At 72.1% G+C, this 13,910-nt stretch carries 10 protein-coding genes, 1 pseudogene and 2 CRISPR repeat arrays; of the genes and pseudogenes, 5 read left to right on the forward strand and 6 right to left on the reverse strand.

The window, feature by feature from the left end; all coding sequences use genetic code 11:
* Positions 1–262: 262 nt before the first annotated feature.
* A pseudogene (locus tag ACFVH0_RS39670) lies at positions 263–610 on the forward strand (STAS domain-containing protein); the annotation flags it as partial.
* 269 nt (positions 611–879) lie between these two features.
* Here ACFVH0_RS39670 and ACFVH0_RS39675 read toward each other — a convergent pair.
* The 4 genes from ACFVH0_RS39675 to ACFVH0_RS39690 form a co-directional block, all read right to left on the reverse strand.
* Entirely contained in the window at positions 880–1,191 is a 312-nt protein-coding gene (locus ACFVH0_RS39675) for a hypothetical protein (protein WP_385828293.1), read from the reverse strand.
* Between the two features lie 8 nt (positions 1,192–1,199).
* A complete protein-coding gene (locus ACFVH0_RS39680; protein ID WP_385828294.1) occupies positions 1,200–2,192 on the reverse strand; it encodes a sigma-70 family RNA polymerase sigma factor in 993 nt (330 codons plus the stop codon).
* A gap of 104 nt (positions 2,193–2,296) precedes the next feature.
* Positions 2,297–3,013: a L,D-transpeptidase family protein gene (locus ACFVH0_RS39685; protein ID WP_385828295.1), complete on the reverse strand. Its 717-nt coding sequence runs from the start codon at positions 3,011–3,013 to the stop codon at positions 2,297–2,299.
* Positions 3,014–3,098: 85 nt separating this feature from the next.
* The gene (locus tag ACFVH0_RS39690) at positions 3,099–4,406 is read right to left on the reverse strand and encodes an MFS transporter (RefSeq protein WP_385828296.1); all 1,308 of its coding nucleotides are present in this window, start codon (positions 4,404–4,406) and stop codon (positions 3,099–3,101) included.
* Between the two features lie 62 nt (positions 4,407–4,468).
* Between ACFVH0_RS39690 and ACFVH0_RS39695 the strand changes: the two genes are divergently transcribed.
* The gene (locus tag ACFVH0_RS39695) at positions 4,469–5,422 is read left to right on the forward strand and encodes a LysR family transcriptional regulator (protein WP_385828297.1); all 954 of its coding nucleotides are present in this window, start codon (positions 4,469–4,471) and stop codon (positions 5,420–5,422) included.
* Positions 5,423–5,465: 43 nt separating this feature from the next.
* A CRISPR array of direct repeats spans positions 5,466–7,446; the repeat unit is 29 nt; unit sequence GGGACCACCCCCGCACGCGCGGGGACCAC.
* 110 nt (positions 7,447–7,556) lie between these two features.
* Here ACFVH0_RS39695 and ACFVH0_RS39700 read toward each other — a convergent pair.
* Positions 7,557–8,090: a prolyl oligopeptidase family serine peptidase gene (locus tag ACFVH0_RS39700; RefSeq protein ID WP_385828298.1), complete on the reverse strand. Its 534-nt coding sequence runs from the start codon at positions 8,088–8,090 to the stop codon at positions 7,557–7,559.
* A gap of 71 nt (positions 8,091–8,161) precedes the next feature.
* Positions 8,162–9,475 (reverse strand): helix-turn-helix transcriptional regulator, encoded by a 1,314-nt coding sequence (locus tag ACFVH0_RS39705; protein ID WP_385828299.1) that lies wholly within the window; start codon positions 9,473–9,475, stop codon positions 8,162–8,164.
* A gap of 155 nt (positions 9,476–9,630) precedes the next feature.
* Between ACFVH0_RS39705 and ACFVH0_RS39710 the strand changes: the two genes are divergently transcribed.
* From ACFVH0_RS39710 to ACFVH0_RS39720, 3 genes are read left to right on the forward strand one after another with little or no spacing between them, the layout of a single operon-like run.
* Positions 9,631–10,623, forward strand: a complete 993-nt coding sequence (locus tag ACFVH0_RS39710) for a Gfo/Idh/MocA family protein (RefSeq protein WP_385828300.1) — start codon at positions 9,631–9,633, stop codon at positions 10,621–10,623.
* Positions 10,620–11,873, forward strand: coding sequence for a DegT/DnrJ/EryC1/StrS family aminotransferase (locus ACFVH0_RS39715; RefSeq protein ID WP_385828301.1), 1,254 nt, complete (start codon positions 10,620–10,622; stop codon positions 11,871–11,873). The genes ACFVH0_RS39710 and ACFVH0_RS39715 overlap by 4 nt, the downstream gene beginning before the upstream one ends.
* Entirely contained in the window at positions 11,870–12,304 is a 435-nt protein-coding gene (locus ACFVH0_RS39720) for an NUDIX domain-containing protein (protein ID WP_385828302.1), read from the forward strand. The genes ACFVH0_RS39715 and ACFVH0_RS39720 overlap by 4 nt, the downstream gene beginning before the upstream one ends.
* 292 nt (positions 12,305–12,596) lie before the next feature.
* A CRISPR array of direct repeats spans positions 12,597–13,844; the repeat unit is 29 nt; unit sequence GGGACCACCCCCGCACGCGCGGGGACCAC.
* The last annotated feature ends 66 nt before the right edge of the window (positions 13,845–13,910 follow it).

Here is a 13,910-nt window from a genome sequence, read left to right on the forward strand (position 1 = left end):
ACAACCAACCTTTTTCCACTGTGCCGCCCCCAACCCCCCCGCCGGACTCGGGCCCCCCGCCGGCGGGGCGGGCGCGCCGGGGGGCGCCGCCCCCCCCCCCCCCGGCCGGTTCATGTACCTAGAGGGGGAATCGAGTGCTCGGGTTCACAGGAACCGCACAAATAACGGGAGTTGACGGAAGTTCATCGGTCCGGGTCCGTCCGAGGACGCGTGAAGTGCCCGGGGCAGCGGCCTCCGGGGGAAAGCGCCGATCGGGGCAGCGATGAGTTTCGGCCGCCGGACCGGTCTCCCTGATGTGGAAGCCATGACCCCGATCGTTCTCGTCGTCACCGGCCGCGTCACCAGGGACGTGGTGCCGGGACTCTGTGCCGAGCTGGAGGCGCTGCTGTACGGCCCCGACGGCGCAGCCCGTGACCCGGGTGCCGGGGTGGACTGCGATGTGGGCGGGGTCGTACGCGCGGATCTGGCCCTGGTCGAGGCGATAGCGCGGCTGGGGCTCGTCGCACGCCGGGCGGGCGGCCGGAGGCTGCGGCTGCGCAATGTGCCCCCCGAGCTGCGGAGCCTGCTGGACCTGGTCGGGCTGGCCGATGTGGTGGGCCTGGAGTGCGGGGCGGGGCCGGGGGCCGGGGTGGGGACCGAGGCGGGGACGGGCACGGGGACCGGGGCGGGGACGGGCACGGGGGCCGGGGTGGGGACGGGCACGGGGGCCGGGGTGGGGACGGGCACGGGGACCGGGGTGGGGGAGGGCGGGGACCGGGGCGGGGGCTGAGCGTACGAGCCGCCCCGCTCAGCCTCCGCCCCGCGCAACCCTCAGCCCCCGCCCCGCTCAGCCTTCGCCTTGTGCAGCCCCGCCTCCGCCCCGCTCAGCCCCCGCCCCGCTCAGTCCGCGAGCCCGGCCTCGGCGCAGACCACTTGCCGGAACCGGACGGTCCCGCCGTCGGCCGGGGCCGCCGACGCCTTGAGGAGCGGGGCCGCGGTGGCGGTGGGGCGCCGGGACGCGGCGCTGATGAGGTCGTCGCAGTCGGACTCGGGCTGCGGCCCCGGCTCAGCGCCGGGCCCGGGGGTCCGGGCCGCCCCGGGCGCCGGACCGTCGGTGGCGGAGGGCTCGCCCATCCACTGGGTGAGTCCCCAGCCACCGGCCGCCAGCACCACCCAGCCGGCCACCAGCCCGTTCCGTATGCCGCGCTTCATGCCCGGTCTCACACCGCCGCGTCGTCGTCGAGGTGATCCGGCAGGCCGAAGAGCGGGAACCAGCGCGGCGTGTCGAGGAAGCAGTGCATCCCGGTGATCGCCCCGTCCGAGATGTCGATGACCTGCACCGCCCACGGCACGAACCCGGGCCCGTCCGGATTCGGCTTGTAGTGCGCGAACGCCGGGGTGCCGTTCGCCGAGGTCGCCACCAGGCGGGAGCCCGCACAGCCCGCGCCGATGGAGAGCATGAAGCCGGTGATGTCGTCGTGCCCCTGGAGCCAGAGGTCGAACGGCGGCATGGTCATCACGGCGTCCTCATGGAGCAGCGCGGTCAGCGCCGCCATGTCGTAGCCCTCGAAGGCCGCCACGTACCGTTCGAGCAGCTTGCGCTGCTCCTCGTCGAGCGGATTCGCGGCGTCGGCCTCCTTGCCCTCGTGTTCGGTGAGGGTGGCCCGCGCCCGCTGGAGGGCGCTGTTGACCGAGGCGACCGAGGTGTCGAGCAGCTCGGCGACCTCGCTCGCCTTCCAGGCCAGCACCTCGCGCAGGATCAGCACGGCGCGCTGCTTGGGCGGCAGATGCTGGAGCGCGGCGACGAACGCCAGGCGCACCGACTCCCGCGCCACGGCGGCCTCCGCCGGGTCGGCCACCGTCGGCAGGATGCGGCCGTCCGGCATCGGCTCCAGCCAGGTGTTCTCCGGCAGGGGGTTGAGCGCCGCCTGGGCGAGCGGCGTCGGGCCCGTCAGATCGACCGGACGGGCCCGCTTGTTGCCCGCGTTCAGCATGTCCAGGCAGACGTTGGTGGCGATGCGGTACAGCCAGGAACGCAGCGAGGAACGGCCCTCGAACTTGTCGAAGTTGCGCCAGGCACGCACCAGCGTGTCCTGCACCGCGTCCTCCGCCTCGAAGGCCGAGCCGAGCATCCGGTAGCAGTAACCGGTCAGCTCGACCCGGTGTCCCTCCAGACGGCTGTCGATGTCCGTCGTTGCTGTCAGATCACCCATCGCTCCACCCCTGTTGCGCTGTGACACCGCTCACTTCGGCACTCCGGAAGCTACCGCAGGCCACTGACAACGGGGGCGGGAAGTGCCCAAGCCGCCCGGATCGGTCACGTTCCGGGCTTGCGCCCGTACACGTATACGTCGTCGCCGTTCTTCAGCAGTTTCCAGTACGACTTGGCGTCGGCGGTACGCATGTTGACGCAGCCGTGCGACCCCGGCGGGTTCCACATCTTCACGCCCACCGCGTGGAACGCCTGCCCCCCGTCGAAGAACTGGGAGTACGGCATCGACACGTGGTAGATCGACGAGACATGGTTGATGTGCCGCCAGTAGATCTTCTTCGCCCCGGTGCGGGTCTCGTAGCCGTTGCGCCCGGTCCGCACCGGCACCGGCCCGAACTTCAGCTTGCTGCCGTCCTGGATCCAGCTCAGCTGCCGGGTCAGGTCCACGCACGCGATGCGCCCCTTGTTGGTGGGGCACTTCTTGTCCTTGTTCGGGTTCTTGCCGGCCGCCTTCTGGGCGGTGAGCGTCTTCATCGTGCGCCAGGTGACCGGACCCGCGTACCCGATGGTGGGGGTGACCCCGTAGGTGCTCTGGAACGACCTGATCGCCTTGCAGTCGGCCGCCGACTGCTTGCCGTCCACCGGCCGCTTCAGATACTTCTCGACCTGCTTCTGGTACGGCCCGGTGGACGACGTGCAGGACGCCGCCTGCGCCGACCCGCCGGTGGCCAGCACCAGCGCCGGTACCGCGGTCAGCCCCGCGACCGACAGCGCGAGCCCGCGCCGCAGCCGTACTCCCCGTATGTTCCCCGCGACTCTCATGTACGCCAACTCCCCTTCGCGCGCCGTGAGGTGATTCCGCCTGCTAGACGCGCGTCGGGGAGTGGATGGTTGTGCGCCGTATGTCTCAGTTCTGTACGGACGCCACCGGCATCGGCCGGAGCCGCTCGGCTCGGGCGGCCCGGGTGCCGTACAGGGTGATCGAGACGACGCCGAGGACCGCGAGCAGTCCCAGCGAGACGGTCCCGGCCCAGCCCCCGGCGTGGAAGGCGACAGCGCCCAGCGTGCCGCCCGCGCTGGAGCCCAGGTAGTACGCGGACTGGTAGAGCGCCGACGCCTGGGCGCGGCCCTTCGTCGCGGTGCGGCTCACGGACGAGGAGGCGACCGCGTGCCCGGCGAAGAAGCCCGCCGTGATCAGGACCAGGCCGAGGAGCACGGCGGCCAGCTGGTCGGCGAGCGAGAGCAGCAGACCGGCGGCCGTGGTGGAGACGGCCAGGTACAGCGCGCCCCGGCGCCCCAGCCGGGCGACGAGCTTCCCCGCCGCCGCGGAGGAGACCGTACCGACCAGATAGACGAGGAAGATCGAACCGACAATGCCCTGCGGGAGGTTGAACGGCGCCTCGACGAGCCGGTAGCCGATCACCGTGTAGACCGCGCCGAACACCGTCATGAACAGCGCGCCGATCGCGTACAGCCGACGCAGCAGCGGATCGGAGAGGTGCCCGCCGACGGTCTTCGCGAGGGCCTTCGGGTTGAGCGTTCCCGGGGTGAAGTTCCGTGCCCGGGGGATCATGAAGTGGAAGACGACCGCGCAGGCCACGGCCAGCAGCCCGACCGCGCCGAGCGCCGCGCGCCAGCCCCACGCCTGGGCGATCCAGCCGGTGAGGATGCGGCCGCTCATGCCGCCGATGCTGTTGCCGGCCACGAACAGTCCGATCGCCGCGACCAGCGCCTTCGGCCGCACTTCCTCCGCCAGATACGCCATCGCGGAGGCCGGCAGGCCGGCGAGCGCGGCGCCCTGGACGGCGCGCAGCGCGATCAGCCAGCCCAGCGAGGGGGCGAACGGGACGAGCAGCCCGACCAGCACGGCGACCGTCAGCGACGCGGTCATCATCTGCCGCCGCCCGAACCGCTCGGAGAGCGCGCTCATCGGCAGCACACACAGCGCCAGCGCGCCCGTCGCCGCGGAGACCGTCCAGCTGGCCTGTCCGGCCGTGGCGCCGAAGGAGGCGGAGATGGCGGGCAGCAGGGCCTGCGTGGAGTAGAGAAGTGCGAACGTCGCGACACCTGCGGCGAAGAGCGCGAAGCTCATCCGGCGGTAGCCGGGACGGCCCGGTTCGAGCCGCTCCGGAGCGGTGGCGACGGTGGCGGCGGGGGACGGCTGGGGCGAGGCGGCCACGGTGAGGGTGGACGCCCCGGTACTGGCAGGAGGCATGCTTCGAAAGTAGGCTCTCCGGTTTCATGCGTCCAATGCACGAAATGGCGATAATCAATCCCATGGCGCATGAACACAGCTCACAGCCCCGGCTGTCACCCAGTAGTTACGAAGAAGACATTCGCGCCGTGCTCGCTCCGCGGCTGGCCCACTTCGAGGCGGTGGCCCGCCACGAGCACGTCACACGTGCCGCGCAGGAGCTCGGCGTCCCGCAGTCGACGCTGTCGCGGGCGATGGTCAGGCTCGAACAGGACCTGGGAGTCGCCCTGTTCGCCCGCAAGGGCCGCACCGTCTCCCTCACCCCGGCGGGCCGCACTTTCCTGGGCTCCGCCGAGCGGGCCCTCGCCGAGGTCGAGAAGGCCGCCGACTCGGTACGCGCCGACGCCGACCCGGCCACCGGCAAGGTCGCCTTCGGCTTCCTGCACACCATGGGCTCGGAGACCGTCCCCGCCCTGCTCCGCGCCTTCCGCGCCGACCACCCCCGGGTCCGCTTCCAGCTGGTGCAGAACTACGGCGAGGCGATGATCGAACGCCTCCGGGCCGGCGGCCTCGACCTCTGCCTCACCTCACCCGTCCCGGACGCCCCCGACCTGGTCGCCCGCCGCCTGGACGAACAGCGCCTGCGCCTCGTCGTCCCCGAGGACCACCGCCTCGCCACCCGCCGCCGCATCCGCCTCGCGGAGGCCGCCGACGAAAAGTTCGTCACCCTCGAACCGGGCTACGGCCTCCGCCGGATCACCGACGACCTCTGCGCCGAGGCGGGCTTCACCCCCCGCGTCGCCTTCGAGGGCGAGGAGGCGGAGACCCTGCGCGGCCTGGTCGCGGCCGGCCTCGGCGTGGCCCTCCTCCCACCACCCGCGGTGGCCCGCCCGGGAGTCGTCGAACTCACCGTCACGGCCCCGAGAGCGGCCCGCGAGATCGGCGTCGCCTGGCTGGACGGCCACCCCGACACCCCACCGGTCGCCGCCTTCAAACGCTTCCTGCTGTCGCGGCGCGGGCACCTGCTGCCCGACTGACCGGACTCCCCTCACACAGAGCCACCACCGCCCCCTGCCGGGCAGGACCACCCCCGCACGCGCGGGGACCACGCCGAGCTGGGTGACCTGCTCGACTTCAACGGGGGACCACCCCCGCACGCGCAGGGACCACGAGAGAAAGTGCCGAAAAGAGCGCCCGCGACAGGGGCCACCCCCGCACGCGCGGGGACCACTGATCGCCGAACATCACCGCGAACAGCTTGGCGGGACCACCCCCGCACGCGCGGGAACCCCAGGGCCAGAGACTCGGTCTCGGCGGTGGCGAAGGGACCACCCCCGCACGCGCGGGGACCACGGCGCTCGCCGAGGCGGCCCGACTCCCGACCGGGGACCACCCCCGCACGCGCGGGGACCACGCGGCACCACCGCGCCGGCGGCGACGTGGGTGGGGACCACCCCCGCACGCGCGGGGACCACCCTGCAAAACAGCAGCTCGCAGCCGATGTCGGGGGACCACCCCCGCACGCGCGGGGACCACAACGATGACAACGCCTTGGCAGTGATGGACTGGGGACCACCCCCGCACGCGCGGGGACCACATCCCCGGCGGCAGCCGGCTCGCCCTCGACGCGGGACCACCCCCGCACGCGCGGGGACCACGTGCCCGTCATGTCGGCCACGTGGTACGTGATGGGACCACCCCCGCACGCGCGGGGACCACGGTCTCAAGAACGGCCGCCTGGCCAAGGGCTGGGGACCACCCCCGCACGCGCGGGGACCACTTAGTGGGTGGTCGACCCCCAGTCGCTGCCGGGGGACCACCCCCGCACGCGCGGGGACCACCGATCAGCCACCGACCCCTGTGTCCGCGTGGGGGGACCACCCCCGCACGCGCGGGGACCACATACGGATGGCGCTTCCGCGCCTCCGATATCCGGGACCACCCCCGCACGCGCGGGGACCACTCTGCCTTCGTGCGGTCCGTCCCGCTGTCCCAGGGACCACCCCCGCACGCGCGGGGACCACCTCGTTTCCGTGGGCTTCACCGCGCGCACGCGGGGACCACCCCCGCACGCGCGGGGACCACCAGGCCGCCAGGATCGCGCGGGGATCGGGTCCGGGACCACCCCCGCACGCGCGGGGACCACTCCCGAACGCTACGTGGCCAGGGAACCAGCTGGGGACCACCCCCGCACGCGCGGGGACCACCCGGAGTTGTCGCCCGCCGCCGCCGCGCCGGGGGGACCACCCCCGCACGCGCGGGGACCACGTGCTCATCACCGCCCTCACCCGGTAGGGGCGGGGACCACCCCCGCACGCGCGGGGACCACATCCCGCCCAGGTAGCCAAGCCTCGCCAACGAGGGACCACCCCCGCACGCGCGGGGACCACGTGGTGCGCTGGGTGGGCAAGGAAGGCCGACCGGGACCACCCCCGCACGCGCGGGGACCACGCCAAGCTGGTCGTGATCACGTGGGTGACCGGGGGACCACCCCCGCACGCGCGGGGACCACCCGTCCTCGACCGGAGCGTAGGCCACCGACACGGGACCACCCCCGCACGCGCGGGGACCACTTCAGTTGCCGTGGCCGTACGACTGCGTTCTTGGGACCACCCCCGCACGCGCGGGGACCACTCGCCATCCCTCTGCAGGTACAGGCCGCCCGCGGGACCACCCCCGCACGCGCGGGGACCACGACTACCGGGAGTCCGAGGACCGCCTTGCGGAGGGACCACCCCCGCACGCGCGGGGACCACAGTTTCCTCATACGTCGTGCCCTTCATCACACGGGACCACCCCCGCACGCGCGGGGACCACTCTGACCTGCACCAACAACACCGGCAGAAGGGGGGACCACCCCCGCACGCGCGGGGACCACCCACGACGGGTTCGGTGTGCGCCAGAGTTACGGGGACCACCCCCGCACGCGCGGGGACCACGTCTGCCGCAAGAGCAGTAGGCGACCGATCCCGGGACCACCCCCGCACGCGCGGGGACCACGAGAAGTTCTCTGTTCCGTGGCGCCTCGTCCAGGGACCACCCCCGCACGCGCGGGGACCACAGTTCGTGACCTGCGACTTTATCGAGAGAAGGCGCTGTTTTTCTTCACTTTCATTGAATCCGGCATACGCGACATAAGCATCATCGCCCCCTGTTCTCCCAAGCGCCCAGTCACCCACGCAGCGACTTCCCGAACCCCGCCGCCAGCGGCATCCGCAGTCCCAGTGGCGGCGGTGCCGCCAGGGCGTCGGCGACCGGGCGGGCGTACGCCCGGCCGAACAGTGAGCCGCACACGAAGTCCGCGGCCAGGGCGGTCACTTCGGCCCGGTGCTGGCGCAGTGCGTGGCCGTCGGAGTGGACCTCGAAGCGGCAGGTGTCGCGGTTGGTCTTCTTGGCTCGCTCGGCCAGCCGGAAGGACAGCTCGGGGTCGGTGCGGGCGTCGTTGGTGCCGTGGACGAGCAGTACCTGACGGCCGAGCAGGTGCTTCACCGGCTCCGCCCCCTCCGCCCCCTCCGCCCCCTCCGATCCGTCGGCCCCGGCCCCGGCCCCGGTCTCGGGCAGCCAGGGGGCCATCGCCAGTACGGAGTCGAGAGGGCGAAGCCGAGAGGGCGGAGCCGAAGTTGCCGGACCCCTCCGCCCCGCAGAGACGGTCTGACGCATCGCCGGGCTCGGTCTGCGGCAGCCGGCAGGCGGCACCAGAGGCATGGCCCCGATGCCGCGGCGGCCCCGACCGGCCCAGCGACGACTCCGCGATCGGCCTTCCCCGGCTGGTGTGCTCAGCCGGCCTTTAACCGCTCCAGGAACTCCGGGACGCCATCGACCTGGCGGTAGGGCTTGAAGACCGGCGCGAGTTCCCGGACCAGGGAAACGCACCGCGGGGCGCCGATGCGGGTGGCCAGGTCGAGCGACTCGCTGGTGACCGCGAGCGCCTGCTCGACGTCATTGGCCTGGAGGTAGCCCTTGGCCTGGTAGGTCAGGAAGATGCCGCGTGTCTTGTCCCTGGCGCGGGGCAGCAGGGTCATGCCCTCGGAGATCCGGGCATGGGCCTCGTCGGTTCGGCCGAGGTCCAGGAGGCACTGGCCGGAGTCCACGGCGAGGTCGGCCGGGCTCATCCACGCGCACCAGTCGGGGGCGGGGGCGGCGGCCTCGACCGCGAGGGCGGATTCGGCCTCGGACAGGTCGCGGTAGCAGGCGGAGCGGTCGCCGAGGGCGGCATAGGCCCTGGCCCGGCGGAGGAACAGCAGGGACCGGGCGGCGGGGTGCTCGATGCCGGACAGCGCGTGTCCGAGCTGGTCCACGGAGACCTTCGGCTCGCCGAGCCAGTTCGACTGGTAGGCGAAGTCCGAGAGCACCCCGGCGCCGTGGTCGCGGTCGCCGGCGGCGTGCGCGGACTGCAGGGCTGCACCCCACAGCTTCCCGGCCGCCCAGTGCCGGCCCTGGTCGAAGCGGTGCCATCCGCAGGTGGTGGCGAGCGAGGCCGCCAGCAGGTGCAGCCTGCGACCGGTGTGCTCGCTGTAGCGGCCGTCCTCGATCAGCCCGGTCACCGTGGCCAGATGAGCGTCCATCAGGCGGACTGTGTGCTGGCGCTGTTCGGTGGGCAGCGCCGTCAGCTTCGTGCTGGTGTCCTCCAGCCAGTCCACGAGTTCGGTGTCCACCCGCTTGCCCCCGAGGGCCGAGGTGAGGCGTTCGGGTTCGATCGTGGCCCACCGGGCGGCGAGGCCGGCCATCGAGATGGCGCTGTAGGTCATGAAACTGCGTCGGTCCATGGAGGCTCTCTGTGCATCGTGGAGGGCTTGAACGGTGTAGACGGACCCCAGCGGCAGCGGTTCGTCGCGTCCGGGCAGCCAGTAGGGCCAGCCGTACGCCTCCATCTCCGAGACCTTGACGCCGAAGGCTTCGGCGATCAGGAGCTGGGAGTCGAGGTTCGGCGTCTTGCGCCAGTTCTCCCACCTGCTGACGGCCGCCTTGTCGGCGCCGGAAAGGAGCCCGTGGCGGCGGGCGGCCCGGTCGAGGCGGGCGACAAGGTCGCCCTGCGACCAGCCGCGCAGTACGCGTGCGTAGGCGAGGGGGTGCCGGATCGGGTCGTCCACGGACCAATCCCATCATCGACAGTGACCGCGAGCCTACTGTCGGCGAAGGCGGGACAACCCCGGGACTACAGACAATGCCTGTTCGGTCACGGCGAGTTGGGCTGTACTCGACACACACCGAAGAACTTCCTTCACGAAGCGGAAGGAGTCTGCCCATGAAGCGACGCGCTGCGGTCATCGGTCTCGGCCACCAGGCGTGTGAGGACCACCTGCCCGGCCTGCTGGGCTCCGGCAGGGCCGAACTGGTCGCGATCTGCGACAGCAACCCCGACATCCTGCACGAGCGTCAGAAGTCCCTCCAGGTACCTGCCTTCACCCGGGCCGCCGACCTGCTGGACACCGTCTGTCCGGACTTCGTGATCGTCGCGGTCCCGCACCACGCGGGCCGGGCCGTGATCGAAGAGTGCTCGGCCCGGGGCGTGCATGTCCTCAAGGAGAAGCCGTTCGCCACCTCGCCCGCCGAGGCCCGCGAGCTCGCCGCGATCTGCCGGGCCGGGCAGGTGGAGCTGATGGTCACCCTCCAGCGGCGGTTCAACCCGATCTACACCAGCGTGGTGCAGTTCCTCGACCAGATCGGCACCCCGTTCCTCATCGACGGCCGGTACACCTTCCACACCGACCACCCCGGCGCCGGCTGGCGGGGGGACGTCAAGCAGGCCGGTGGCGGCTGCATCATCGACATGGGCTACCACGTCATCGACCTGCTGCTGTGGTACTTCGGCCTGCCCAGCCGCGTCATCGCCGACTTCTCGGCCACAGCCCTGCCCGAGGCCGGCTACGACGCGGAGGACACTGCCGTCATCCAGCTCGGCTACGAATCCGACCTCTACGGCTCCGTCCTGCTCTCGCGCTGGGCGGCGCCGAAGACCGAGAAACTGCACGTCGTCGGCACCCGTGGCTCGGTGCTGCTGACCAAAGGCCACCTCCAGCGGCTCGACCTCAACGGCACCGTCGTGGAGGAGCTCACCCGGCCGCACGCGCCCGCCGGCGCATCGACCGCCCAGATCGACTACTTCTGCCGGGTCCTGGACGACGAACGCCCCAACACCTCCGGCCCCGAACAGCACCTCGTCCACGCCGCCTTCATCGCCTCCTGCTACGAGTCCAAGGCAGCCGGTCGCTACATCGACCCGAAGGAGATGCTGTGACCTCCACCCTCGCCCTGCTCGGCGGCGACCCGGAAGTGACCGTCACCGGCCCGCACTTCGAGTGGCCGCCGATCGACGACACCACCCGCGCCAAGGTCGCCGCCCAACTCGACACCGCGATCTCCGTCCCCGGCCGGACCGGCATCGTGGCCGAGCTGGAGGACGCCCTGCAGGAGTACTTCGGTGTCCGGCACGCGGTCACCCTCAGCTCCGGCACCGCTGCCCTGCACGCCGCCTACGCGGCCGCTCGGATCGAGGCCGGGGACGAGGTGATCGTGCCGGCCTGGACCTTCCACGCCACCGCCTCACCGCTGTTCCACCTGCGTGCGGTGCCCGTGCTCTGCGAGACCGGCCCGGACGGCAACATCGACCCGACCCGGGGCGAGGAGCTGATCACCCCGCGCACCCGGGCCATCATGGTCACCCACTTGTGGGGGCGGCCGGCGGCCATGCCCGCCCTGCGGTCCATCGCCAAGGCGCACGACCTGGTCCTGCTGGAGGACGGCTCGCACGCTCACGGTGCGTCCCACGGCGGGCGGAAGGTCGGTACGTTCGGCCTCGCCGGTGCTTTCTCCCTCAACGGCCCCAAGCCGCTGTCCGGCGGCGAGGGCGGGTTCGTCCTCACCGACGACGATGACACGTACTACCGGCTGCTGACATTCGCCCACTACAACAAGCGGGCCAAGTCCGAGATCCCGGCCGAGCACCCGCTGGCGAAGTACGCGGTCACCGGGTCCGGTCTCAAGCTCCGCATCCACCCGCTGGCCGCCGCCCTCGCGCACGACCAGCTCGGCCGCCTCGACGGCTACCTCGCCGGCCGGGCCGAGATCGCCGACCACCTCACCGCCGAGTTCGCCCGCATCCCCGGCTTCGAGGTGACGCCGATGCCCGATGGGGTGGTCCCGTCCTGGTACGGATTGACGCTCACCTACCACCCTGGCGAGCTCGGCGGCCTGAGCATCGAACGCTTCCACGAGGCCCTCGTTGCCGAGGGAGCGACGGAGTTCGACCGGCCCGGCTCCACCTGCCCGATGAATCAGCTGCCGCTCTACCAGCACCCGGCGACGCTGTTCCCCGGCCACCCGCACTCCCACCGTCACTACAAGGCCGGGGACTTCCCCGTCGCCGAGCACGCTCATGCGCACGCGATCAAGCTCCCGGTCTGGCATCGTGAGCAGGATTTCGAACTGGCCAAGCAGTACGTCCGCGCGGCCATCAAGATCAGCGACCATCACAAGGAGCTGCTGTGACTGTCACCTCCCCTGAGTTCGTGGCCGTCCTGGCGGCCGACGCCGAAGCCGCTGGCATCACCGGCTTCGTCGCCGCTGCCGTGATCAGCCGCGACGGCCGGGTCCTGCTCGTGCGGCGCAACCCCGACGACTACATGGGCGGACTGTGGGAGATCCCCTCCGGGACGGTCGAGGCCGGGGAGACCATCCTGGATGCCCTACACCGAGAGACCGCCGAGGAAACCGGCCTGACCGTCGACCAGGTCGACTGCTACATCGGGCACTTCGACTACAGGAACAGCCGCGGCGGCACCACTCGCCAGTTCAACTTCGCCGTGACCGTGGAGAAGACCGAACCGGTCGTCCTCACCGAGCACGACGCCCACCAGTGGGCACTCCCCAGCGAGCTGCCCGAGGTCAGCGACGCAGTCCGCAACCTGATCGCCCCCTGATCCGGAGCCGCACCCCCCGCCCGGTTCTGCGGCCCGACCCGTCATTCGGCGCTTCGAGGGACGGGCCGCAGCCGTTTCGCAGCCGACTGGGGAAGCCGGGGCCACGCACTACTCGGGGGACTGAGCAGCGTCGACCAGGCCGCCCTCCGCGCCAATGCGATCGAGTTCGTCCTTCCAGGGCGAACCGACCATGAGCATGCTGAACCCGCACCTGCCCCGGACAACCGACGGCCGTTCCTGGTGGGCTGGGGGCTGCTAGCCGGCCTTCACCGGCAGGCTTGTGCGGTTGTTCTACTCCACCCCTGCACGTGCAGGGTCCACAAGGCGTCCTCTGCGGTGGATGGATGCGCAGGGGGACCACCCCCGCACGCGCGGGGACCACTCGACCATCAAGTGGGCGTCCTTGGAGGCCCGGGGACCACCCCCGCACGCGCGGGGACCACGCCTCAGCCGTCAGCTCCCAGGCCCCCCAGTGAGGACCCCCCCGCACGCGCGGGGACCACAGGCCGCGATGTCGGGCCAGCGTTCCAGGACGGGGGCCACCCCCGCACGCGCGGGGACCACGTTGCCCTGGCCTGGATCATGTCGGGCACACCGGGACCACCCCCGCACGCGCGGGGACCACAACACCTGATGACTCATCTCGGGCTCGTGACAGGGACCACCCCCGCACGCGCGGGGACCACGGTCCGGCGGTCTCTTCTTCGGGCTGCTCGATGGGACCACCCCCGCACGCGCGGGGACCACAGCCGCGCCCGCTCCGCGTTGACGCGGTCGACGGGACCACCCCCGCACGCGCGGGGACCACGGGGCCATGCCGGAACACACGTACACGTACCTGGGACCACCCCCGCACGCGCGGGGACCACGCGATCGTGAAGACCTCGCTGGACGGGTCGGGGGGACCACCCCCGCACGCGCGGCGACCACCGGGCCGGCGGTGATCGCTTTGAGATCGGTGGGGGACCACCCCCGCACGCGCGGGGACCACTGTACGGAGCGGGGCGGACGGGGGCGAGGCGGGGGACCACCCCCGCACGCGCGGGGACCACATCATCCGCCAGGGCGGTCTCGGGTGGCAGATGGGACCACCCCCGCACGCGCGGGGACCACCGGAACGTGCCGGCTACTACTTCGGCACGGAAGGGACCACCCCCGCACGCGCGGGGACCACTTCAGCGCCGTGGAGAAGGGCGATCGGCTCCGGGGACCACCCCCGCACGCGCGGGGACCACGTCTGGCTGTGGAACGTGGCGATCAAGCCCGCGGGACCACCCCCGCACGCGCGGGGACCACCCCTCAACTTGGCGGAAGACAGGGGCGCCTCGGGGACCACCCCCGCACGCGCGGGGACCACCTTCGCCTTGGCTTCGGCGACCCTCACGGACTGGGACCACCCCCGCACGCGCGGGGACCACACGCGGTAGTAGACGATCCAACAGGGCCGATGGGGACCACCCCCGCACGCGCGGGGACCACGACGCCGGACCAAGCACCGGCCGTCAGCATGCGGGACCACCCCCGCACGCGCGGGGACCACAGTTCGTGACCTGCGACTTTATCGAGAGAAGGCGCTGTTTTTCTTCACTTTCATTGAATCCGGCAT

The sequence above is a fragment of the Streptomyces sp. NPDC127117 genome (assembly GCF_042677325.1).
In the GTDB taxonomy this organism is placed as follows: Bacteria; Actinomycetota; Actinomycetes; order Streptomycetales; family Streptomycetaceae; genus Streptomyces.